Raw genomic sequence first — 21,427 nt, 5'->3', positions numbered from 1 at the left:
GATTGTGGCAAAGCTTGGCTCCCGAAAGCGGGATTCAGGCGTGGCCACGAGACGAAAAAACGAGATTCCCGTCGACGTCTACATTCCGTTCGTGGAGACGCTTTTCCGCGACGGGACGACGCTTGCGATCGGATTCATCGCGCAAACCCTGCTCATCGTCCTGGTTTACTGGAAGACAGCGGATCCACTGTATCTGTTGCTTGCCATCGGCATGGTCGCCGTGGCGATCCTGCGCATGCGCAACATCCGCAAATATCGCAATGCGTCGCCGCCAAAGGACGGGCCGGAGGCTCGCCGCCGCGAAAACGACTACATCATCTACGGCTCCGTGCATGGCTTGATGCTTGGAGCGTTCTGCTTTCTCGGCATCTATCTGGCGCATGATAGCTTCGCCGAGACCGCCTCGGTCGCGGTCACGCTCGCCTCCGCCACCTCCATCGCCGGCCGCAATTACGGCTCGCCGCGAATGGTCATGATCTTCATCATGGCGCTGACGTGGCCGATCTCGCTCGGCTTCATCCTGCGCGGCGATCTCTATCACACGATCCTCGGGCTGCTGTCTGCGCCTTTCCTTTTCGCCATCAAGCGGTTTGCCGACACCGTCCGCGAGGTGCTGTTCACCGCGATCTCCGAGGAGAAGAAGGCGAACCGGCTCGCCCAGCGCTTCAACCGGGCGCTTAACACGATGTCGCACGGTCTCGTCATGCTTGGGCCCAACGGCAAGGTTGTGGTGGCCAATGCCGAAGCCGCGCACCTGATGTCGCTCAAGTCACCCGACGCACTGCTCGGCCGCTCCATTCACGCTTTGCTCATGCGCGGCGTCGCCGGCGGCATGCTGGCGCTCAAGGATTGCCGCTACATCGAGGCGCAGCTCACGCGCGCGCTGCGCGAAGGGCGCGACCGCAAGGTGCTGGTCTCGTTTTCGAACGGCCAGCACTACGAATTCTCGGCGCGCGAAGGCAGCCAGGATCTCGGCGTCATCACTTTCGAGGACGTGTCGCAGCGCATCGAGGCGGAAGAGAAGATCCGCTCGATGGCGCGCTACGACAACCTCACCGGGCTGCCAAACCGTGGCTATTTCCACGAGATCGTGGGCGAGTTCATGCAGGCCGGCGATCAGGACAGGCTCTGCGGCCTGGCGGTCCTCGACCTCGACGACTTCAAGAGCGTCAACGACACGCTCGGCCACCCGGTCGGCGACGGGCTGATCTACGCGGTGGCGGAACGGCTCGCGGCCTTCGCTGACGAAGGCGTCAGGGTCAGCCGCTTCGGCGGCGACGAATTCATGATCTATTTCGACCGCATCGACGACGACAGCCATCTGGCCGAGATGCTCGACGGCATTTTCGCCGGCCTGCAAGGCGATGTCGATGTGGCTGGCCACGTGCTCCGCGTCCAGGCCAGCGGCGGCGCGGTGGTCTGCCGGGTAAAGGACACCGAAGTCGACGCCATGATCGTGAAGGCCGACCTGGCGCTATACAAGGCCAAGGAGCTCGGCAAGAACGACTGGCAGCTTTTCGAGTCCGCCATGGACGCGGCGTTCCGTAACCGCCAATTGATGAAGGCCGATCTACGCAGCGCCGTCGAGGCGAAGGGCCTGCGCGTGGTCTATCAGCCGATCGTGGCGATGGACACGATGCGCATCGCAAGCTGCGAGGCGCTGTGCCGCTGGGACCATCCCGAACTCGGCTCCGTCTCGCCGGCCATCTTCATCCCGCTTGCCGAGGAAATGGGCATTATCTCCGAGATCAGCAGCTTCGTGCTGCAAGCGGCCTGCGCCGAATGCGCTAGGTGGCCCGAACAGATCAGCGTGTCCGTGAACCTTTCGGCCAAGGACTTCCGCCATCGCGACGTGATCGACAAGGTCCGCGATGCGCTCGCGCAATCCGGCCTCGCCGCGCACCGCTTGGAAATCGAGGTGACGGAAACGGCGCTGCTCGACGACAAGTCGCTGACCGGCCGCTATATTGAGGAGCTCAAGACGCTCGGCGTCCGTATCGCGCTGGACGATTTCGGCACCGGCTATTCGAGCCTGAGCTACCTGCACAAGCTGCCGCTCGACAAGATCAAGATCGACCGCAGCTTCCTCGTCGACATGGGGCAGAATCCGCGGTCGCTCGAGCTCCTGAAGGGCATCGTCAATCTTTCGCGTCCGCTCGGCCTGGTCATCACCGTCGAAGGCGTCGAGACGTTCGAGCAGCTCAAGATATTGGCGCTTTCGGTAAAGCCCGACCTCGTTCAGGGCTTCCTGTTCGGATCCGCGCTATCGGCCTCCGGCATCGAGACGATGTCAAACACGACCTGGCCGTTCGCCAAGGATCTCAAATCGGCGGAACGCGCCCCGGCGCACTGAAAAAGCCGGATCCGACGGCCCGCGCAGCCGACGAATTCCCCCTGGCCGGATTAACCTTAACCTTCGGTAAACGGCTTCCCTCGTATTTTCAACTTTACATAAGCCTGCCTTGGCTTACGCTTGGTGTCACGGCGGATTACGAGGGTACTTATGGTTGTGCAGCAGGTGACGCCTGGCGAAAAAGCCGGTGCGAGTGGTTCCGGTGCGTCTGAAATTTCGAGTTTCGCTCGAAATGTAATGGCGCTTCTGGAGCGCGCGGAATACCGCCGCTGCGACAAGGGCGAAGACCTCGAAGACATCTACCGGCTTCGCTACAAATCCTATCGCCTGAGCGATATGGTTTCGGAGAGTCCGGACCACTCGATCCACGACGAACTCGACGAGGCGCCGAACTGCTACAAATTTGGCATCTATGTCGACGGGGTTCTCGTTAGCACCTTGCGCATCCACCACGCGTGCGCGGCCACGCCGCAATCCCCGTCCACGACGGTATATGGCGACATATTGCGTCCGATGATGGCCAAGCGCCTAAGTTTCGTGGATCCGAGCCGCTTCGCGGCCGACCCCGACTGGTCGCGCGTCTATCCCCAGATTCCCTATCTCACGCTGCGGCTCGCGGGCATGGCCTGCTTCCATTTCGAGGCACCTTATTGCCTCTCGACTATTCGCGAGGAACATGCGGGCTTTTACAGGCGCATCTATTGCTCCGAGCAGATCGGCGAACTTCGCAATTATCCGGGGCTGAACTATCCGGTGGTTCTCTACCGCGCAGACGTCAACGCCATTCGCGAACGCTCCTTCGCGCGCTTTCCCTTTTTCAAGTCGACGCCGATGGAGCAGCGCCTGATGTTCGGCAAGCAGGGCCAGGGCGAACTTGCGCCGCTGACCATTTTGCCGACGGCCAAGTATTTTCTGGACGCTGCCTGATCCTGCCGGAGCAGGGCGCATTGCCTCGCCGGCGCCGAGCGTCCATAAATCCGGCGTAAAGGGGCGGCCCGGGCCGTGCTTTCGCCGAGGCTCCATGAACACCAGGATCGATCTTGTCCGCGCGGCGATCTGGGCCGTGGAGCTCGCTGACGGCGAAATCGAGCGGGCAAGCCGCGGCATCAGCGAAAAGACGTTCTCCAAGGGCAGCTATGTCTGCCATCGCGGCGACCGGTTCGACTACTGGACAGGCGTCGTCACCGGGCTTGTCAAGATCAGCGCCATCTCGCGCGACGGCAAGGCCATGACGTTTGCGGGCGTGGGTCCCGGCGGCTGGTTCGGCGAAGGCTCCGTGCTCAAGGACGAACCGCGCAAATACGATCTCGTTGCCCTGCGCGAGACACGCCTGGCGATGCTCAACAAGGCCACTTTCTTCTGGCTTTGCGAAAACAGTGCGGCCTTCAACCGGTTCCTCGTCCGCCAGCTCAATGAGCGCCTGGGCCAGTTCATCGCCACGACCGAGTACGACCGCATCCTGGATCCGAAGGCGCGAGTTGCCCGCAATCTGTCCTGGTTCTTCAATCCCGTGCTCTACCCGGACATGCGCAGCCACATCGAGATCACGCAGGAGGAACTCGCGCTGCTTGCCGGGGTGTCGCGCCAGGTCGTCAACAAAAGCCTGCAGGCGCTGGAGCAGGAAGGATTGCTCCGCGTCGAACATGGCCGCATAGATATTCTCGACGCAGTCCGGCTCGGCGATTACGGAGGCTGACCGCCGCGGAGATGGCTGATTTTGGGGAGGCGGGAAACACGAACCGCCCATTCAAAAGACAATCTGCCGGCTCGTCTGTCAAGCGGTGCGTTGATCCCGCGCATATTTCCATAATAGCTTATGTTCAAAGCCCGCCGGCCGCCGGATGGGCGATGCGGCGGAGTGGGAACCGTCGCGCAAAACGGGAGGAAGCGGAGTGGCGAAACCTTGGCGTCGAGCCAGGTCGGAATTGCCGCCCATGAGGCCGTCGCCGGACGTTCCGGCCCTGGATTGGCCGAATGGTGCATTTGCGCCGGAGGCCGCAACTGGCGCCATGGCCGCAACCGCAGTGCACGGAGGTAGACGGTCATGGTGACGACGGCGGCGACCGCCGGCATGAACCTCGACACGTTCCCGAAATACCTGCTGCTCAATGCGCAGCGCTTCGGCGGCCGCCCCGCCATGCGCCACAAGGATTACGGCATCTGGCAGAGCTGGACATGGTCTGAGCAGCTGGAGGAAATTCGCGCCTTCGCGCTCGGGCTCCAGGCGCTTGGCCTCAGCCATGGCGACAAGATCGCCGTGGTTGGCGCAAATCGCCCCCGTCTCTACTGGACCTTCGCCGCCGCCCAGTCGCTGGGGGCGGTGCCGGTGCCGGTCTATGCCGACGCGGTCGCCGAGGAGATGGCCTACGTTCTCAACCATGCCGGCGTTCGCTTCGCCGTCGTCCAGGACCAGGAGCAGGTCGACAAGATCCGCTCCTTCTCCGACCGTATCCAGGCGTTGAAAGAGATCATCTACGACGAGCCGCGAGGGCTGCGCGACTACGATCGCACGGGCCTTGCCGCCTTCACCGAAATTCAGGACAAGGGCGAGGCGCTGCTTGCAGCCGATCCCGATCTGGCGGAGCGCTGGGAGCGCGGCGTTCGCGAGGCGAGCGGCGACGACATTTCCGTCATGCTCTACACCTCCGGCACCACCGGCCGCTCCAAGGGCGTCATGATCCAGGCGGCCAGCGCGGTCAACGCGGCGCGCGACACCGCTGAATTCGACCGGCTTTCCGAAAACGACAGCGTGCTCGCCTATCTGCCGCTCGCCTGGGTGGGCGACCACTATCTGAATTTTGCGCAGGGCTACGTATCGGGCCTTTGCATGAACTGCCCGGAGAGCGGCGAGACCGTCGCACAGGACCTGCGCGAGATTGGCCCGACCTTTTACTTCGCGCCGCCGCGCATCTTCGAGGGGCTGCTGACCAGTGTCACCATCCGCATGGAGGACGCCGGCTGGCTGAAGCGCAAGCTGTTCGACCACTTCATCGGCGTGGCGAAGCGCCATGGCGAGGCGATCCTGGAGGGCAGGCCGGTACCGCTTTCGGGGCGCATTTCCTACGCGCTGGGCCGAGTTCTCGTCTATGCACCGCTACGCAACGTGCTCGGCCTCTCCAACATCCGCGTGGCCTATACGGCGGGCGAGGCCATCGGCCAGGACCTGTTTTCCTTCTTCCGCTCGCTTGGTATTAATTTGAAGCAGCTCTACGGCCAGACGGAAGCCTTCCTTTACGTGACGGTGCAGAAGGATGGCGAGGTGCGGGCCGACACGGTCGGGCCGGCAGCTCCGAATGTCGATATCCGCATCTCAGACACCGGCGAGGTGCTGTTCCGCTCGCCGGGCCAGTTCGCCGGCTACTTCATGCAGGACGAGACGACCGCCGAGACGCTGACAGAGGACGGCTACGTCAAGACCGGCGACGCCGGCTTCTTCGACACGGACGGACAGCTCAAGATCATCGACCGCGCCAAGGATGTCGGCAAGCTCACCTCGGGAGCGCTGTTTGCGCCGAAATACATCGAGAACACGCTGAAATTCTTCCCCAACATCAAGGAGGCGGTCGCCTTCGGGCACGGGCGCGATTTCGCCGCCGCATTCATCAACATCGACCTGCAGGCTGTCGGCAACTGGGCAGAGCGCAACAACATCGCCTACGCCTCCTACCAGGAACTCGCCGGACACCCCCGCGTCTACGAGATGATCGCGAGGAATGTCGACGAAACCAATCTGCGCCTGTCGAAAGAGCCGGTCATGGCGGGCGCGCAGATCAAGCGGTTCCTGGTGCTGCACAAGGAGCTCGACGCCGACGACGGCGAACTTACGCGTACGCTGAAGGTTCGCCGCGCCTTCGTCGCGGAGCGCTATGCCCCGCTAATAGAGGCGCTATATGACGGTTCGACCGAGAAATACGTCGAGACCGAAATGACCTATGAGGACGGGCGAAAGGGCGTGGTCCGCGCCACGGTCAAGATTGTGGATGCGAAGACCTATCCGGTCGCGCGGCAGACAGCCAGGGAGGCGGCGGAGTGAACGTGCACTCGGATCCGGTGGAGATTGTCGCCGCACCCGATGACGGACTGGCGCCGGGCGAACTGCTCATGGAGGTGAAGAACGTCTCGCTGCGTTTCGGCGGGGTGAAGGCGATCACCGATATCTCCTTCGATGTCAAAAAGGGCGAGATACGCGCCATCATCGGCCCCAACGGCGCGGGCAAGACCTCGATGCTCAATGTCATCAACGGTTTCTACACGCCGCAGAAGGGCACCATCATCTTTCGCGGCGAGGAGCGGCGGGCGATGAAGCCGCATCACGCCGTCCGGCAGGGCATCGCCCGGACCTTCCAGAACGTCGCGTTGTTCAAGGGCATGTCGACGCTCGACAACATCATGGCTGGGCGCTCGGTGAAGATGCACCGCAACCTGTTCTGGCAGATGCTGTGGCACGGACCGGCGCTCAGGGAAGAAATCGAGCACCGCGAGAAGGTCGAGGAGATCATCGACTTCCTCGAAATCCAGCACATCCGCCGCACGCCGGTCGGCAAATTGCCCTACGGCCTGCAGAAGCGCGTCGAGCTTGGCCGCGCGCTCGCCATGGAGCCGTCGCTGCTTCTGCTCGACGAGCCGATGGCCGGGATGAACCTCGAGGAAAAGGAGGACATGAGCCGGTTCATCATCGACGTGAACCGGCAGCGCGGCACCACGATCGCGCTGATCGAGCACGATATGGGCGTGGTCATGGACCTTTCCGACCGCGTCGTCGTTCTCGACTACGGCAAGAAGATCGCCGACGGCACTCCCGACGCCGTGAAATCCAACCAGGACGTCATCGACGCCTATCTCGGCGTCGCGCATTGAAAGGACATAGCGATGGACCTCTCGACGTTGCCGCTCTCGCCATTGATCGCTCTGATTGCCGGTGTGCTCATCCTGATCATGCCCAGGCTTCTGAACTACATCGTCGCCATCTATCTGATCATCGTCGGCCTGCTCGGGCTGTTCCCGCAGTTGGCGGGTTGAGGCGCGTGGGTATAGCGGGGGAGAATTAGGGTGAGCCAGCGTCCGAAACCCACAGCCGCATCGAATTTTCCGCTGCCGGAGGAGAGCGGCGTGCGCATGCATGAAGTGAAGCCGCTGTCGAACAACTGGTATCACCTCAACCGCTACGATTTCGATCTGCGCCTCGCCGACGGCTCGTGGCAGCGGCAGATGCGCGAGGCCTATGACCGCGGCAACGGAGCGACGATCCTGCTCTATAACCGCGCCCGCCGGAGCGTCGTGCTGACGAGGCAGTTCCGGCTTCCTGCCTTCCTGAACGGCGTGACCGACGGCCAGGTGATCGAAGCGCCGGCGGGTCTGCTCGACGACGACAGTCCGGGCGACGCGATCCGCCGTGAGGTGGCCGAGGAAACCGGCTATCGCATCGGCAACGTCGAGCCGGTCTTCGACATCTTCATGAGTCCCGGATCGGTCACCGAGCGGCTGCACTTCTTCCTGGCCGAATACGATCCCTCGGACCGCCCGACCAATGGCGGCGGCGCCGAGGGCGAGAACGAAAACATCGAGGTTATGGAAATCGGCTTCGACCGTGCGCTCGCGATGGTGGCGAGCGGCGAAATACGCGACGCCAAGACCATACTGCTGCTTTATCACGTACGCCTGCAGGGTATCCTATGAACCTGGTCGAAGGCATTTTCGTCAAACCGTTCCAGGACATGATCGGAGCGCCGGATTTTCTGATCCAGGTGCTGTGGGAAGGGCTGGTCGCCGGCGTGCTCTACGCACTGATCGCGCTCGGCTTCGTGCTGATCTACAAATCCTCGCGTATCTTCAATTTCGCGCAGGGCATCATGGTGGTGTTCGCGGCGCTGACGCTGGTAGGCCTCCATGAAAAGGGCGTGCCGGCGCTGCTTGCGGTGCCGCTGACGCTCGCCGTCATGTTCGTCCTCGCCGTCGCCATCGAGCGGGTGGTGCTGCGGCCGCTGGTCAACCAGCCCGACATTATCCTGTTCATGGCCACAATCGGCATAACGCTGTTCCTGATCGGCTTCGGCGAGATCATCTTCGGCGGCGAAAACAAGGTGATGATCACCGAACAGCTCTATATCCCAACCGGCAGCTTCACGTTCGAGCCGTTCGGCGGCTTCGTATCGATCGAGCAGAAGGACCTGACGGCGGTCGTCGGCGCTATCCTTCTGGTCGCCGGGCTCATCCTGTTCCTCAACAAGTCGAAAATGGGCCGCGCCATCCGCGCGCTCGGCGACGACCACCAGGCGGCGCTGTCTGTCGGCATCTCGCTGTCGACAATCTGGGTGCTGGTCTGGTTCATCGCCGGCGTCATCGCGCTAGCCACCGGAATCGTGTGGGGAGCCCGCGCCGGCGTCTCCTTCGCGCTGGAAGTGATCGCCTTCAAGGCCCTGCCGGTGCTGATGCTGGGCGGTCTGGAATCGGTGCTCGGCGCCATTATCGGCGGCCTCGCCATCGGGGTGCTCGAAAAACTGTTCGAGATCTACTGGGGCCAGCCGCTGCTCGGCGGCAATACCGAAACCTGGTTCGCCTTCGTGTTTGCGCTCATCGTGCTTCTGTTCCGGCCGCAGGGCCTGTTCGGCGAAAAGATCATCGAGCGGGTGTGAGGGGGAAACCATGCTCTACCGCACAGCCGGGCAGTTCAAAACCAGCTACGCCGCCGACCACGCGCTTTTCCCGGTCAAGCAGGATGCATGGCTGCTCGCGTTCATTCTCGTCATGGCGTTCGTGGTCTTTCCGATGACGGCCAGCGAGTTCGCGTTCAAGGCGCTGCTGGTCCCGGTGCTGATCTATGCGCTGGCGGCGCTCGGCCTCAACATCCTCACCGGCTATGCCGGGCAGCTTTCGCTCGGCACCGGCGCCTTCATGGGCGTCGGCGCCTATGCCTGCTACAAGCTGATCACGATCTTCCCGGAACTGAACATCCTCGTCGCCATCGCGCTTTCCGGCTTCTTCTCGGCCGCTGTCGGCGTCGCCTTCGGCCTGCCGTCGCTCCGGATCAAGGGCTTCTATCTCGCCATCGCCACGCTTGCGGCGCAGTTTTTCCTGGTCTGGCTGTTCGAGAAATGGGCATGGCTCTACAACTACAATTCGTCGGGCGCGATCCAGGTGCCGACCATCGAGATGTTCGGCGTGCCGGTCGCCGGCCCGAACGCCAGGTCGATCGTGCAGTATTATTTCGTGCTCTGCGTCGTCTGCCTGATCACCTGGTTCGCCATCAACATCACGCGCGGCCGCATCGGGCGCGTGTGGAAGGCGGTGCGAGACATGGACATCGCGGCCGAACTCGTCGGCATCAATCTGATGAAGGCCAAGCTCTCGGCCTTCGCCGTCTCGTCCTACATCGTTGGCATTGCGGGTGCGCTGTTCGTGTTCCTGTGGCGGGGTGCTGCCGAGCCGATCCTGTTCGACATACCGCTGTCGTTCCGGGTGCTGTTCATCGCCATCATCGGCGGGCTCGGCTCGATCCTCGGCAATTATCTCGGCGCGATCCTGATCGTGGCGCTGCCGGTGATCATCGGCACGCTGCCGGCCGCCTTCGGCATTCCGATCAGCTCTTCGACGGCCGAGCATTTGAACACCATGATCATCGGCGGGCTGATCATCATGTTCCTGATCGTCGAGCCACACGGTCTCGCGCGGTTCTGGGCCATCATAAGGGAGAAACTGATCATGTGGCCGTTCCCGCATTAGGAACCATGATCCCGAAAAGTGGAACGGTTTCGGATAAGATCATGGTCGATCAGAAAGCCGGCCGATGGAATACGGGGTTGGTTCGCCCGATCCGTAACGGAGAAACGAACAAGTGGAGGAAATGAAATGAAGAAACTTCTGAAGTCGACCCTGCTTTGCGCTGTGCTCGCCGCGGGAACCGCGCTTGCCGCTCCGGCTGCGCTCGCGCAGGACGCGGTCAGCCTGCCCAATCTGAGCTACCGCACCGGGCCTTTCGCGGCCACCGGCATTCCGCTGATGAACGGCCAGCGCGACTACATGATGATGCTCAACGAGCGCGACGGCGGCGTCAACGGCGTCAAGCTCGGCTACGAGGAGTGCGAGACGGGCTACAACACCGAAAAAAGGCGTCGAGTGCTACGAAAAGACCAAGGCGACCGGCATCATCACCCAGCCATGGTCGACGGGCATCACGCTGCAGGTGCTGCCGAGGTCGAACGTCGACAAGATCCCGATCCTGGCGCCAGGCTACGGCTTCTCGCCCATGGCCGACGGCAAGGTGTTCAAATGGGCCTTCAACCCCCCGGCGTCCTACTGGGACGGCGCGTCGATGATCCTGAACCACGTCTCGGAAGGTAATCTCGACAATCTCAAGGGCAAGAAGATCGTGCTCCTGCACCTCGACGCGCCCTACGGCAAGGAGCCGATCCCGCTCATCCAGACGCTCGCCGAGAAGCACGGCTTCACCTTCCTGCCGATCCCGGTCGGCGTGAAGGAAATGCAGAACCAGTCGGCGCAATGGCTGCAGATCCGGCGCGAGCGCCCCGACTTCGTGCTGATGTGGGGCTGGGGTGCAATGAACGCCGGCGCGCTCACCGAAGCCGCCAAGACCAAATTCCCGATGGACAAGTTCATCGGTATCTGGTGGTCGGCCCATGACGGCGACATGAAAAGCGTCGGCGAGGCCGGCAAGGGCTACCGCGCCATATCGTGGAGCGTGCCGGTCCCGGATGCGCCCGTCATGCAGGACATCAAGAAGCACGTCATCGACAAGGGGCAGTCGCTGATCGGCGAAGGCGAGTCCGACTGGGTGTTCTACCAGCGCGGTGTGCTGATCTCGATGTTCACGGTCGAGGCGATCAAGGCCGCGCAGGCCAACTTTGACACCAAGGTGGTGAACGCCGAACAGCTTCGCTGGGGTTTTGAAAATCTCAAGCTGGACGACGCCAAGCTCGCCGAACTCGGCATGACCGGCATGGTCCCGCCATTCTCGACCTCATGCGCCGACCACACCGGCCATGCCGGCGCTTGGATGCTGCAATGGGACGGCGCGAAGTTCGTCAAGGTCTCCGACCTTTTGAAGGCGGACCAGGGCGTGATCGGGCCGCTGGTCGAGGCCGAGGCGAAGAAATACGCCGAGGCCAATGCGCCGTGGCCGATGAACGACGAGTGCAAGATGTAGCACTTTCTTCCTTCTCCCTGTTCACGGGGAGAAGGTGGCCCGAAGGGCCGGATGAGGGGCAGCGACAACATTTGCAAAGTTAACGCCGCCCCTCATCTGCCTGCCGGCATCTTCTCCCCGCAAACGGGGAGAAGGATAGCTGCCGCAACGCAGCGCCTACTCAGCAGGGAAGCATCCAGATGAATGGCCCGGACCCCGCCATCGCGCTCGCCACCCCCATCCTCTCGGTCAACAACATCGAGGTGATCTACGATCACGTCATCCTCGTCCTGAAGGGCGTTTCGCTGACCGTGCCGCAGGGCGGCATCACCGCGCTGCTCGGCGCCAACGGCGCGGGCAAGACGACGACGCTGAAGGCAATCTCCAACCTGCTCCATGCCGAGCGCGGCGAGGTCACCAAGGGCTCGATCGTGTTCGAGGGCAACGAGGTCCAGGCGCTGTCGCCCAACGATCTGGTCAGGCGCGGCTGCATCCAGGTCATGGAGGGCCGCCACTGCTTCGGCCATCTTTCGGTCGAGGACAATCTGATGACGGGGGCGTTCACCCGCCGCGACGGCAAGGCGGCGATCCGCGACGATCTCGACCTCGTCTACGAATATTTCCCGCGCCTCAAGGTGCGCCGGTCGAGCCTCGCCGGCTACACTTCGGGCGGCGAACAGCAGATGACGGCAATCGGCCGGGCGCTGATGAGCCGCCCCAAGATGATCCTGCTCGACGAGCCTTCAATGGGGCTCGCGCCGCAGCTCGTCGAAGAAATTTTCGAGATCGTGAAGAAGCTGAACGAGGAGCAGGGCGTTTCCTTCCTGCTCGCCGAGCAGAACACCAATGTCGCGCTGCGCTTCGCCAAATACGGCTACATCCTCGAATCGGGCCGCATCGTGCTAGACGGCGAGGCCTACGCGCTGCGCGAAAACGAGGACGTCAAGGAATTCTATCTCGGCGTCGCCGGCGAGGGCCGCAAGTCGTTCAAGGACGTGAAGCACTATAAGCGGCGGAAGAGGTGGCTGGCTTGAGGCCACCGCCGTCCATCAAACGTGAACCTCCCCGTAAGTCGCTTCGACGGTCTCCACGTCGGGCCTGAGCGCGGCATAAACGAGCCAGCAATAGAAGGCCAACACACCCGCCAGGATAATCCAGCCGGATACCGGCCCGAATGCTGCGCTGCTGATGACCTCGTTGAAAGACCAGGCCAGTTCGCGTGCGGTCCCTTCCTCCTGCAGCTTGGGCGTCGAAATCTTAAGCACCCATGCGAGCAGCAGGATGAGAAACATCCACACGTAGTTCCGCTTCAGCCTCCGCGACATCGCCGCATGCAGCGGGATCAGGAATCGCGGCCTGCGCAGATCCTGACCAAGGATTTCCGCCCAGCCCGCGCTCGGGTCCGGCAGCGGCGCCAGGATCTGGGCGAAATAGTGCTTCTCCAATCGGCGCACGCGGCCGCGATAGACGTCGAAGAACCGGTAGCGCCGCGCCTCTATCAGCAGCAGCAATTGCACCAGCACCATGGCGAACAGCAGCACGCCGTGATGCGAGGTGGGCGACGACAGGGACAGCGAAAGCATCGCCGCCACGCCGGTGATCGCCCAGTTTGTGGTGCGGTCGATGCGGTCGCGCCAGCCCGCCATCCGGCCCATCTCGGCGCGGTGATAATGCGCCAAGAGTGTTATGTACTCGCTGGAGGTCGTGGGAAACGGAGGCGCATCCCATCTTGCGATGTTGTCCACGCCCGGTGGTTCGCGAGTCTCGTCCATGTCTGCCTCCCAACCAGAAACTTCGCACCCATTTTAACGCGTGTTCTCGCGGAAACGCTCCGCCAAAATCGATTTATCATTGGAGGTTTTGGGCACAATGGCGTCGCTGGATACGGCGTTCTTGCTGAACTCTTGTCGCAGCCAAACGGGTAATCGCGGCATTGCCCTTGCGCGCCGTTTTCGCTATGTGCGCAGGAAAGCATTTTCAAGGGGTTTATTGATGGCTGACCATTCGCCGACCGGCCCGCTCGAAACGGGCGCCGAGATGGACTATTCGGAGCACGAGCGCACCTATCAGGGATTTCTGCTGCTCGCCAAATACGGCTTCCTGGTCTGCTTTGCCCTGCTTGTGTCGATGGCGTTCGGCTTCTTCACCAATGCCGGCTTTTTTTCCGGTTTCGTTCTGTTCCTGCTCATCTGCGGCGTAGGCATCTACATGCTCCGCAGCGTGCCACAGCACGTTGCCTGATCTGTTCGTCCAAGGCCGCGGGTTCTCCGCGGCCGGTTAAATTCCGAGCCGACAAGGGAGCCACGCGGTGGGGCAGTCAGTCTTCATTCCGAAGGAAATCGACCCTAACGAAAGCCGCGTCGCGGCTTCGCCGGACACGGTCAAGCGGTTTTCCGGCCTGGGCCTGGATGTGATCGTCGAGGCGGGCGCGGGCTTGGCTTCGCGCATCACCGATGATGAGTTCGCCAAGGCCGGAGCCACGATCGGCAAGGCGTCGGACGCGGCCAAGGCCGATGTCGTGCTCAAGGTGCGCCGTCCCACTGAGGCCGAGCTGAAGAACTACAAGTCCGGCGCGGCGGTCATCGCCATCATGGATCCGTACGGCAACGACGAGGCGGTGGCGGCGCTGGCCAAAGCCGGCATTACCGCGTTCTCGATGGAGTTCATGCCGCGCATCACCCGCGCACAGGCCATGGACGTGCTTTCCTCGCAGGCCAATCTCGCCGGCTATCAGTCGGTCATCGACGGCGCATCCGAATATGACCGCGCCCTGCCGATGATGATGACTGCGGCCGGCACGGTCCCGGCGGCGAAGGTGTTCGTTATGGGCGTTGGCGTCGCCGGGCTGCAGGCAATCGCCACGGCGCGTCGCATGGGCGCGATCGTCACCGCCACAGACGTGCGTCCTGCCGTCAAGGAGCAGGTCGCCTCGCTCGGCGCGAAATTCCTGGCGGTCGAGGACGAGGAGTTCAAGGCGGCAGAGACTGCCGGTGGCTACGCCAAGGAAATGTCGAAGGAATACCAGGCCAAGCAGGCGGCGCTAACGGCCGAGCACATCGCCAAGCAGGACATCGTCATCACCACTGCGCTGATCCCCGGCCGGCCGGCGCCCAAGCTGGTCTCGGCTGCCATGGTGCAATCCATGAAGCCCGGCTCGGTCATCGTCGATCTCGCGGTCGAGCGCGGCGGCAATGTCGAGGGCGCGGTTGCCGGGGCGGTGATCACGCTCGACAACGGCGTCAAGATCGTCGGCCACCTGAACGTGCCCGGCCGCGTGGCGGCATCGGCCTCGCTGCTCTATGCGCGCAACCTGTTCGCATTCCTCGAAACCATGGTCGACAAGTCGACCAAGCAACTCGCGATCAACCGCGACGACGAGCTGGTCAAGGCGACGATGCTGACCGACGGCGGCCGCGTGGTGCATCCGAATTTCGCCGGCAAGGAAGCTGCACCGGCCACGCCGAAGCCGATCGTTCCCGGCCAGAATCGCGGCGATGACCCCGCGGTCAAGAAGGCCGCCAAGGGAACCGAGCCCGGCCTCGACATTGCGCCGAAGAAGAAGGCGGCGCCTGCCGCGAAGAAACCGGCCGCAGCTAAAAAGCCGGCGGTGGCGAAGCCCAAGCCGGTGACGCCCGGTAAGAACAGGGGAGACGCGTGATGGAAAAGACCGCTCTCGAAAAGGCGCTCGACCAACTCGAGCAGGCTGTCGCCACGGCGCGCGCGGCACTCGAAAGCACCGAAGCGGCCGGTGATGCGGCCGCAGCCGCCGCCCATGCCGCTTCAGGCGGCGTGATCGATCCCTTCGTGTTCCGCTTCGCGATCTTCGTGCTCGCCATCTTCGTCGGCTACTATGTTGTCTGGTCGGTGACGCCAGCGCTGCACACGCCGCTGATGGCCGTCACCAACGCCATCTCCTCGGTTATCGTCGTCGGCGCGCTGCTCGCCGTTGGCATTTCGGCCTCCGGGCTTGCCACCGGCTTCGGCTTCGTCGCGCTCACGCTCGCTTCGGTCAACATCTTCGGCGGCTTCCTCGTCACCCAACGCATGCTCGCGATGTACAAGAAGAAGGAAAAGTGAAGTGAACGCCAACCTCGCTTCCTTCCTCTACCTCGTCTCCGGCATCCTGTTCATCCTGGCGCTTCGCGGCCTGTCGCATCCGACGACCAGCCGCCAGGGCAATATGTACGGCATGATCGGCATGGGCATCGCCATCGTCACCACGCTGGCGCTGGCGACGCCGGGGGCCGGCGGTCTGGCGCTGATCGTGCTCGGTCTCGCGATCGGCGGCGGCGCGGGCGCCATCACGGCGCGGCGCATCCCGATGACCTCGATGCCGCAGCTCGTGGCGGCGTTCCACAGCCTGGTCGGTCTGGCCGCTGTCATGGTGGCGGCGGCAGCGATGTATGCGCCGACCAGTTTCGGCATCGGCACGGTCGGCGACATTCACAGCCAGGCGCTGGTCGAAATGAGCCTCGGCGTCGCCATCGGTGCCATTACCTTCACCGGCTCGGTTATCGCCTTCCTGAAACTCGACGGCCGCATGTCGGGCAAACCGATCATGCTGCCCGGCCGCCACGCCATCAACGCTGCGCTCGGCGCGGCACTCGTGGTGCTGATCGTGCTCCTCGTCACCAGCGAAAGCCTCGCAGTCTTCTGGCTGATCGTCGCCGTCTCGCTGGCGCTCGGCGTGCTGCTCATCGTTCCGATCGGCGGCGCCGACATGCCGGTCGTCGTCTCCATGCTCAACTCCTATTCGGGCTGGGCGGCGGCGGCGCTGGGCTTCACGCTCGGCAATCTGGCGCTGATCATCACCGGCGCGCTGGTCGGCTCGTCGGGCGCGATCCTCAGCTACATCATGTGCAAGGGCATGAACCGCTCCTTCATCTCGGTCATCCTTGGCGGCTTCGGCGGCGAGACCTCGGCAGCCGCTGATGACGGCGTCGAGCGCACGGTCAAACAAGGCTCGGCGGACGACGCCGCCTATCTGATGATGAACGCGCAGAAGGTCATCATCGTGCCGGGCTACGGCATGGCGGTGGCGCAGGCCCAGCACGCGCTGCGCGAAATGGCCGACAAGCTGAAGGCCGCAGGCGTCGAGGTCAAGTACGCGATCCACCCGGTCGCCGGCCGCATGCCCGGCCACATGAACGTGCTCTTGGCCGAAGCCAATGTGCCCTACGATGAAGTGTTCGAACTCGAGGACATCAACTCCGAGTTCGCGCAGGCCGACGTCGCCTATGTCATCGGCGCCAACGACGTCACCAACCCGTCGGCGCGTGATGACAAGAACTCGCCGATCTACGGCATGCCGATCCTCGACGTCGACAAGGCGCGCACCTGCCTCTTCGTCAAGCGCTCGCTTGGCTCGGGCTATGCCGGCATCGACAACACGCTGTTCTACAAGGACGGCACGATGATGCTGCTCGGTGACGCCAAGAAGATGACGGAAGAAATCGTGAAGGCGATGGACCACTCGTAGCCATCGCCGGCGCTTAACCGCTCGGCCCTCAATCCCCCGGATCGGGAATCTTCAGCAGCGTGCCGCACGCCTTGCAGTGCACGGCGTCGGGATCGTGCCGCTGCAGCGCGCAAACCGGGCAGGGGAAGAACACCTTGTTCGGGCGAAAGATCGCCTGCGCCAGCCGCACGAACAGCGATATGCCGATGATCATAGTCGCGATAGCTGTGAGCTTGCCCCAGACGCCGGGGAGCACGATGTCGCCGAAACCCGTAGTGGTCACCGTCGCCACCGTGAAATACAGCGCGTCGACGTAGCCGGCGATGCCGGAGCCTTCGCGAAAGAAGAAGGTGTAGACGAAGCCCGTGACCACGAACAGGAAGGTCAGGAGGTTGACCACGGCGTGGGCGGCGTCGCGCCATGTCGCATAGCCTGCGTGTCGAAGCGGCCGCCACAGCATGCCGCTGCGCGACAGCGACCACAGGCGCAGGATGCGCAGGAAGCCCAGGTTGGCCAGCGTGTTGGGCATAAGCAGCGTGACCAGGATGAAGATGTCGACCAGCACGGTCGACTGCCGTAGCCAGCGCAGCACATCGGACGAGGCGAGCCCGCGCATGACGATGTCGCCGGCCAGCAGCGCCGCCACCGAATAATCCACCCACAGGAATGACGGCCGGTCCCTCAGCACCGGCGAGGCGATGAAGAAGGCGATGATGGCGAGGTCGATCAGGATCACGGCCATCTGGAAGCGGAGCGCCGCCGGCGAACTGCCGTGATAAAGGATGCGCAAGGCATCGCGGAACCGGTCGAAGGCCGAACCGCTGTCGTCGCTAGCGTCGTTTCCAGACTGCATTCCTGCTGGATAGCCCTTTGGCGGCGGTCGCGTCCAGCGCGATCGGAGGGCCCGAGGGCTGTTCATGCGCGGCCACTCAAACCCGGCTTGACGCGGAAGCGGTTCGATGCAAAGTTAATCCGTAACTAGGATATATGTTCCATAAAAATGGAATAGGGAGGAACAGATGAAGCGTTTCGTGCAATCACTTGCCACGCTCACCGCCGCGCTGTGCGCAGCCACGGGCATGGCTCTGGCGGAACCCGCCAAAGGCGGCGTGATAGACGTCGCCACGATCGGCGAGCCGCCGACGCTGGACCCGATGGCCTCGACCGCCGATCTCGTCGGCATCGTCACCCAGCATATGTTCGAAACGCTCTACACGTTCGACGCCAAGTGGGGCGTCACGCCGCTTCTGGCCGCCGACATGCCGCAGATTTCGGCCGACGGGCTGACCTACACGATCCCGCTCCGCGCCGGCGTCAAGTTCCACGACGGCAATCCCATGACCTCCGCCGACGTAGTCGCCTCGCTGCAGCGCTGGATGAAGGTGGCGACCCGCGGCAAGCAGGCCGCCGAGACCATCACCGGCCTCGAGGCCGTCGACGACAGCTCGGTCAAGATCACGCTCGGCAAGCCGTTCGCGCCGCTGCTGGCGCTGCTCTCGCTGAACAATGCCGCCGCCATCATCATCCCCGCCGCCAATGCGGCCGAGGAGCCGCTGGCAACCTTCGTCGGCACCGGCCCCTACATGCTCAAGGAGCGCAAGCCCGACCAGTTCATCCAGCTTGTGCGCTTCGACGGTTATGTCTCGCGCGAAGGCGAGCCGGACGGTTATGGCGGCGCGCGCAAGCAGTATCTCGACGAGATCCGCTTCGTGCCGGTTCCCGACCCCAATACCCGCATCGAGGGCGCGGTGGCCGGCCAGTTCGCCTATGTCGACCAGCTTCCGGTCGAATCTTTCGAGCGTGTCTCCGGGGGCAAGACCGAGCCGGTGCTGCTGAAGCCGTTCGGCTGGCCGGTGTTCGTCATGAACACGAAGGAGGGTCTGAACTCCGATATCCGCATCCGCAAGGCCATCCAGGCCGCGCTCGCGCCGGAGGACATGCTGCTTGCCGCGTTCGGATCGCCTGATTTCTTCGCTGTCGACGGCGCCATGTATCCGGAGGGCTATGCCTGGCACACTGAGGCCGGCACCGAGCCGTACAAGCCTGCCGGCGACACGGAAGCCGCCGCCGCCCTGCTCAAGGAAGCCGGCTACGATGGCTCCAAGCCGCTGCGCATACTGACCAGCCGGCAGTACGAGTTCCACTACAAGATGGCGCAGGTCGCCGCGGAATATCTGAAGGCCGCCGGCTTCCAGGTGCAGATGGACGTGGTCGAGTGGGCAACGCTGACCAAGAACCGCGCCGACCCGGCGCTGTGGGACATCTACATCACCCACAGCCCGTTCTTGCCCGAGCCGTCGCTGACCGGCATCATGTCCGACACTTCGCCCGGCTGGTGGGTCTCCGACACTAAAAAGGCCGTGCTCGGCGCATTCAACGCCGAAGCCGATCCGGCCAGACGCGTCGAACTCTGGGCCGCCGTGCAGAAGGCCGTCTATGACGAGGTCCCCGCCTTCAAAGTCGGCAACTTCAACGCGCTGGCCGCGCAGGCGCCGGACCTCGAGGGCGTTGCTCCGGCTCCGTGGCCCTATTTCTGGAATGCCTATTTCGAGAAGAAATAGCCCTTCCACAGAGCCGCGCATCCTCCCACACTGCGCGGAAGAGAGCGGGGCGGCGGACCGAAAAGTCCGGCGCTCCGCATCCACCCCGATCAACAATCGAGCAAGCAGCCATGTTGCGTGCAGCCCTCAATCGCCTGTTCGGCATGCTCGTCGTGATGGCGCTGGTCGTCACCGTCGTGTTCGTCATCGTGCGCGTCACGCCGGGTGACCCGGCAGCGGTCATGCTCGGCCCCGACGCCTCGGCCGAAGACATCGAGCAACTGCGTGAGAAACTTGGGCTGAACGGCACCATTCTCGAGCAGTTCGCAAACTATGTCGCGGGCGTGCTGCGGGCCGATTTCGGCCAGTCGATCTTCCTCGGCCAACCGGTCACCCAGGCGCTGATGGACCGCGCCGAACCGACCTTCTTCCTCACCATCTTTTCGCTGCTGATCGCCACCCTGATCGCGCTGCCCGTCGGCATATTGTCGGCCTACTGGCGCGGCTCGACGTTCGACCAGGTCGCCACCGCGCTCGCAATGTTCGCCGCCAGCGTACCGAGCTTCTGGCTCGGCCTGCTGCTGATGCAGTTCTTCGCCGTGCATCTCGGCTGGTTCGCCACCTCCGGCTATGGCGGGCCGGGCACGACGCTCTTCGAGCGCCTGCACTATCTGGTGCTGCCGGCCTTCGCGCTCGGCATCGTAAGCTCCGCGCTCATCACGCGCTTCACCCGCGCCTCCATGCTCGACGTGCTCAACGACGACTATGTGCGCACCGCGCGCTCCAAGGGCATGAGCGAATGGCGCGTGGTGCTGAAGCATGCGCTGAAGAATGCACTGATCCCGATCCTGACCGTGATCGGCCTGACCGCGGCGCTGCTGATCTCCGGCGCGGTCGTCACCGAAACGGTGTTCGGCCTGCCCGGCGTCGGCAATCTCGTCGTCTCGGCGGTGCTCAGGCGCGACTATCCCGTCATCCAGGGTGCGCTGCTGGTCATCGCCGGCCTCTACGTGCTCGTGAATTTCGGCATCGACATGCTCTATCTGCTGATCGATCCGCGGGTGCGCTACTGATGGCCGCGGTTGCTCCAGCGCTGCAGAGCGAGCCGAACATCCTGTCGCGGCTGGTCGGGCGGCGCACCTCGTTGATCGGCATGGTCATCTTGGCGATCATCGCCGCGGCAGCGCTGCTCGCGCCGTTCATCGCGCCTTATTCGCCGTCGAAGCTCTCCATCGCCAGTCGCCTGCACGGGCCGGAAATGGCGCATCTGTTCGGTACCGACGATCTCGGCCGCGACATCTTCACCCGCATGCTCTATGCGGGCCGCACCTCGCTCACGGTGGGCTTCGCGGTCGTCGTGTTCTCGTCGGTCATCGGCATCGTGCTCGGCCTGACCGCCGGCTTCTTCCGCAGGCTCGACCAACCGGTCTCGCGCCTCATCGACGCGATGATGGCGTTTCCCGATATCCTGCTGGCCATCGCGCTGGTGGCGGCGCTCGGTGCGTCAGCCACCAATGTCGTGATTGCGCTCGGCATCGTCTATGCGCCCAGGCTGGCGCGCGTCATCCGCGCTTCCACGCTGGTCATCCGTGAGCTGCCCTATGTCGAGGCGGCGCGGGCGCTCGGCGTGCCGACGCCGGTCATCCTGGTGCGTCACGTGCTGCGCAACGTCACCTCGCCGCTTCTGGTGCAGGGCACCTTCATCTTCGCCAATGCGATCCTGGCCGAGGCCGGCCTGTCGTTTCTCGGCGTCGGCATCTCGCCGGATACGCCGACCTGGGGCACCATGATCAGCGTCGGCCGCCAGTACATGGACCAGGCGAGCTGGATGATGTTCTTTCCGGGCGCGGCGATCGTGCTCACCGTTCTGTCGCTGCAGCTGGTAGGCGACGGCCTGCGCGACCTTCTCGACCCGCGACTTGCGAAGGACATCTAAA

General features: G+C 63.5%; 19 protein-coding genes and 1 pseudogene. 18 read left to right on the top strand and 2 right to left on the bottom strand.

The window, feature by feature from the left end:
• The first annotated feature begins 40 nt into the window (after positions 1-40).
• The 11 genes and pseudogenes from ACG873_RS19665 to ACG873_RS19615 all read left to right on the top strand — a co-directional run bounded on the left by ACG873_RS19665 (position 41) and on the right by ACG873_RS19615 (position 12,526).
• A complete protein-coding gene (locus ACG873_RS19665; protein ID WP_394886894.1) occupies positions 41-2,353 on the top strand; it encodes a putative bifunctional diguanylate cyclase/phosphodiesterase in 2,313 nt (770 codons plus the stop codon).
• 237 nt (positions 2,354-2,590) lie between these two features.
• Entirely contained in the window at positions 2,591-3,280 is a 690-nt protein-coding gene (locus ACG873_RS19660; protein ID WP_394886892.1) for an N-acyl amino acid synthase FeeM domain-containing protein, read from the top strand.
• A 94-nt stretch (positions 3,281-3,374) separates the two neighbouring features.
• On the top strand, positions 3,375-4,049 hold the full coding sequence (locus ACG873_RS19655) for a Crp/Fnr family transcriptional regulator (protein WP_394886890.1): 675 nt from the start codon (positions 3,375-3,377) through the stop codon (positions 4,047-4,049).
• A 348-nt stretch (positions 4,050-4,397) separates the two neighbouring features.
• Positions 4,398-6,386 carry an AMP-binding protein gene (locus tag ACG873_RS19650; protein WP_394886888.1) on the top strand — a complete coding sequence of 663 codons (1,989 nt, stop codon included), beginning with the start codon at positions 4,398-4,400 and terminating at the stop codon, positions 6,384-6,386.
• Positions 6,387-6,454: 68 nt separating this feature from the next.
• The gene (locus tag ACG873_RS19645; protein ID WP_394893617.1) at positions 6,455-7,210 is read left to right on the top strand and encodes an ABC transporter ATP-binding protein; all 756 of its coding nucleotides are present in this window, start codon (positions 6,455-6,457) and stop codon (positions 7,208-7,210) included.
• 12 nt (positions 7,211-7,222) lie between these two features.
• On the top strand, positions 7,223-7,372 hold the full coding sequence (locus ACG873_RS19640; protein ID WP_394886886.1) for a DUF3096 domain-containing protein: 150 nt from the start codon (positions 7,223-7,225) through the stop codon (positions 7,370-7,372).
• Between the two features lie 96 nt (positions 7,373-7,468).
• Positions 7,469-8,029, top strand: coding sequence for an NUDIX domain-containing protein (locus tag ACG873_RS19635; protein ID WP_394893616.1), 561 nt, complete (start codon positions 7,469-7,471; stop codon positions 8,027-8,029).
• The gene (locus tag ACG873_RS19630) at positions 8,026-8,985 is read left to right on the top strand and encodes a branched-chain amino acid ABC transporter permease (protein WP_394886884.1); all 960 of its coding nucleotides are present in this window, start codon (positions 8,026-8,028) and stop codon (positions 8,983-8,985) included. The genes ACG873_RS19635 and ACG873_RS19630 overlap by 4 nt, the downstream gene beginning before the upstream one ends.
• Before the next feature lie 10 nt (positions 8,986-8,995).
• A complete protein-coding gene (locus ACG873_RS19625) occupies positions 8,996-10,072 on the top strand; it encodes a branched-chain amino acid ABC transporter permease (RefSeq protein WP_394886882.1) in 1,077 nt (358 codons plus the stop codon).
• Between the two features lie 126 nt (positions 10,073-10,198).
• Positions 10,199-11,513, top strand: a pseudogene (locus ACG873_RS19620) (ABC transporter substrate-binding protein).
• Positions 11,514-11,692: 179 nt separating this feature from the next.
• Entirely contained in the window at positions 11,693-12,526 is an 834-nt protein-coding gene (locus ACG873_RS19615; RefSeq protein WP_394886881.1) for an ABC transporter ATP-binding protein, read from the top strand.
• A gap of 15 nt (positions 12,527-12,541) precedes the next feature.
• Here the strand turns inward: ACG873_RS19615 and ACG873_RS19610 are convergent, their stop codons facing one another.
• Positions 12,542-13,264, bottom strand: a complete 723-nt coding sequence (locus ACG873_RS19610; RefSeq protein WP_394886880.1) for a DUF2270 domain-containing protein — start codon at positions 13,262-13,264, stop codon at positions 12,542-12,544.
• A gap of 220 nt (positions 13,265-13,484) precedes the next feature.
• Here ACG873_RS19610 and ACG873_RS19605 point away from each other — a divergent pair, with 220 nt between their 5' ends.
• The 4 genes from ACG873_RS19605 (at position 13,485) to ACG873_RS19590 (ending at position 16,971) form a co-directional block, all read left to right on the top strand.
• Positions 13,485-13,733: an aa3-type cytochrome c oxidase subunit IV gene (locus ACG873_RS19605; protein ID WP_394893614.1), complete on the top strand. Its 249-nt coding sequence runs from the start codon at positions 13,485-13,487 to the stop codon at positions 13,731-13,733.
• 67 nt (positions 13,734-13,800) lie between these two features.
• A complete protein-coding gene (locus ACG873_RS19600) occupies positions 13,801-15,150 on the top strand; it encodes a Re/Si-specific NAD(P)(+) transhydrogenase subunit alpha (RefSeq protein WP_394886879.1) in 1,350 nt (449 codons plus the stop codon).
• Positions 15,150-15,569: a proton-translocating transhydrogenase family protein gene (locus ACG873_RS19595; protein ID WP_394886877.1), complete on the top strand. Its 420-nt coding sequence runs from the start codon at positions 15,150-15,152 to the stop codon at positions 15,567-15,569. Before ACG873_RS19600 ends, ACG873_RS19595 begins: the two co-directional genes overlap by 1 nt.
• 1 nt (position 15,570) lies before the next feature.
• On the top strand, positions 15,571-16,971 hold the full coding sequence (locus tag ACG873_RS19590; RefSeq protein ID WP_394886875.1) for an NAD(P)(+) transhydrogenase (Re/Si-specific) subunit beta: 1,401 nt from the start codon (positions 15,571-15,573) through the stop codon (positions 16,969-16,971).
• Positions 16,972-16,999: 28 nt separating this feature from the next.
• On the opposite strand, the gene ACG873_RS19585 is transcribed toward ACG873_RS19590, so the two are convergent.
• Complete coding sequence (locus ACG873_RS19585) at positions 17,000-17,803, bottom strand: potassium channel family protein (protein ID WP_394886873.1); 804 nt, start codon at positions 17,801-17,803, stop codon at positions 17,000-17,002.
• 166 nt (positions 17,804-17,969) lie between these two features.
• Between ACG873_RS19585 and ACG873_RS19580 the strand changes: the two genes are divergently transcribed.
• From ACG873_RS19580 to ACG873_RS19570, 3 genes are all read left to right on the top strand, one after another.
• The gene (locus tag ACG873_RS19580; RefSeq protein WP_394886871.1) at positions 17,970-19,511 is read left to right on the top strand and encodes an ABC transporter substrate-binding protein; all 1,542 of its coding nucleotides are present in this window, start codon (positions 17,970-17,972) and stop codon (positions 19,509-19,511) included.
• 110 nt (positions 19,512-19,621) lie between these two features.
• Positions 19,622-20,563 carry an ABC transporter permease gene (locus ACG873_RS19575; RefSeq protein ID WP_394886869.1) on the top strand — a complete coding sequence of 314 codons (942 nt, stop codon included), beginning with the start codon at positions 19,622-19,624 and terminating at the stop codon, positions 20,561-20,563.
• Entirely contained in the window at positions 20,563-21,426 is an 864-nt protein-coding gene (locus tag ACG873_RS19570; RefSeq protein WP_394886867.1) for an ABC transporter permease, read from the top strand. Before ACG873_RS19575 ends, ACG873_RS19570 begins: the two co-directional genes overlap by 1 nt.
• Position 21,427: the final 1 nt, after the last annotated feature.

Source organism: Allomesorhizobium aridi, from assembly GCF_043769475.1.
Classification (GTDB): domain Bacteria; phylum Pseudomonadota; class Alphaproteobacteria; order Rhizobiales; family Rhizobiaceae; genus Allomesorhizobium.
Note: the sequence above shows the minus strand (reverse complement) of the source record. Positions and strands in the feature narration are given on the sequence as shown.

What these genes read in the sequence shown, in the direction of transcription:
- ACG873_RS19660 (WP_394886892.1), top strand. Translation starts at nt 2,591, where the DNA reads ATGGCGCTTCTGGAGCGCGCGGAATACCGCCGCTGCGACAAGGGCGAA.
- ACG873_RS19655 (WP_394886890.1), top strand. Translation starts at nt 3,375, where the DNA reads ATGAACACCAGGATCGATCTTGTCCGCGCGGCGATCTGGGCCGTGGAG.
- ACG873_RS19650 (WP_394886888.1), top strand. Translation starts at nt 4,398, where the DNA reads ATGGTGACGACGGCGGCGACCGCCGGCATGAACCTCGACACGTTCCCG.
- ACG873_RS19645 (WP_394893617.1), top strand. Translation starts at nt 6,455, where the DNA reads ATGGAGGTGAAGAACGTCTCGCTGCGTTTCGGCGGGGTGAAGGCGATC.
- ACG873_RS19640 (WP_394886886.1), top strand. Translation starts at nt 7,223, where the DNA reads ATGGACCTCTCGACGTTGCCGCTCTCGCCATTGATCGCTCTGATTGCC.
- ACG873_RS19635 (WP_394893616.1), top strand. Translation starts at nt 7,469, where the DNA reads ATGCATGAAGTGAAGCCGCTGTCGAACAACTGGTATCACCTCAACCGC.
- ACG873_RS19630 (WP_394886884.1), top strand. Translation starts at nt 8,026, where the DNA reads ATGAACCTGGTCGAAGGCATTTTCGTCAAACCGTTCCAGGACATGATC.
- ACG873_RS19625 (WP_394886882.1), top strand. Translation starts at nt 8,996, where the DNA reads ATGCTCTACCGCACAGCCGGGCAGTTCAAAACCAGCTACGCCGCCGAC.
- ACG873_RS19615 (WP_394886881.1), top strand. Translation starts at nt 11,693, where the DNA reads ATGAATGGCCCGGACCCCGCCATCGCGCTCGCCACCCCCATCCTCTCG.
- ACG873_RS19610 (WP_394886880.1), bottom strand. Translation starts at nt 13,264, where the DNA reads ATGGACGAGACTCGCGAACCACCGGGCGTGGACAACATCGCAAGATGG.
- ACG873_RS19605 (WP_394893614.1), top strand. Translation starts at nt 13,485, where the DNA reads ATGGCTGACCATTCGCCGACCGGCCCGCTCGAAACGGGCGCCGAGATG.
- ACG873_RS19595 (WP_394886877.1), top strand. Translation starts at nt 15,150, where the DNA reads ATGGAAAAGACCGCTCTCGAAAAGGCGCTCGACCAACTCGAGCAGGCT.
- ACG873_RS19585 (WP_394886873.1), bottom strand. Translation starts at nt 17,803, where the DNA reads ATGCAGTCTGGAAACGACGCTAGCGACGACAGCGGTTCGGCCTTCGAC.
- ACG873_RS19580 (WP_394886871.1), top strand. Translation starts at nt 17,970, where the DNA reads ATGAAGCGTTTCGTGCAATCACTTGCCACGCTCACCGCCGCGCTGTGC.
- ACG873_RS19575 (WP_394886869.1), top strand. Translation starts at nt 19,622, where the DNA reads ATGTTGCGTGCAGCCCTCAATCGCCTGTTCGGCATGCTCGTCGTGATG.
- ACG873_RS19570 (WP_394886867.1), top strand. Translation starts at nt 20,563, where the DNA reads ATGGCCGCGGTTGCTCCAGCGCTGCAGAGCGAGCCGAACATCCTGTCG.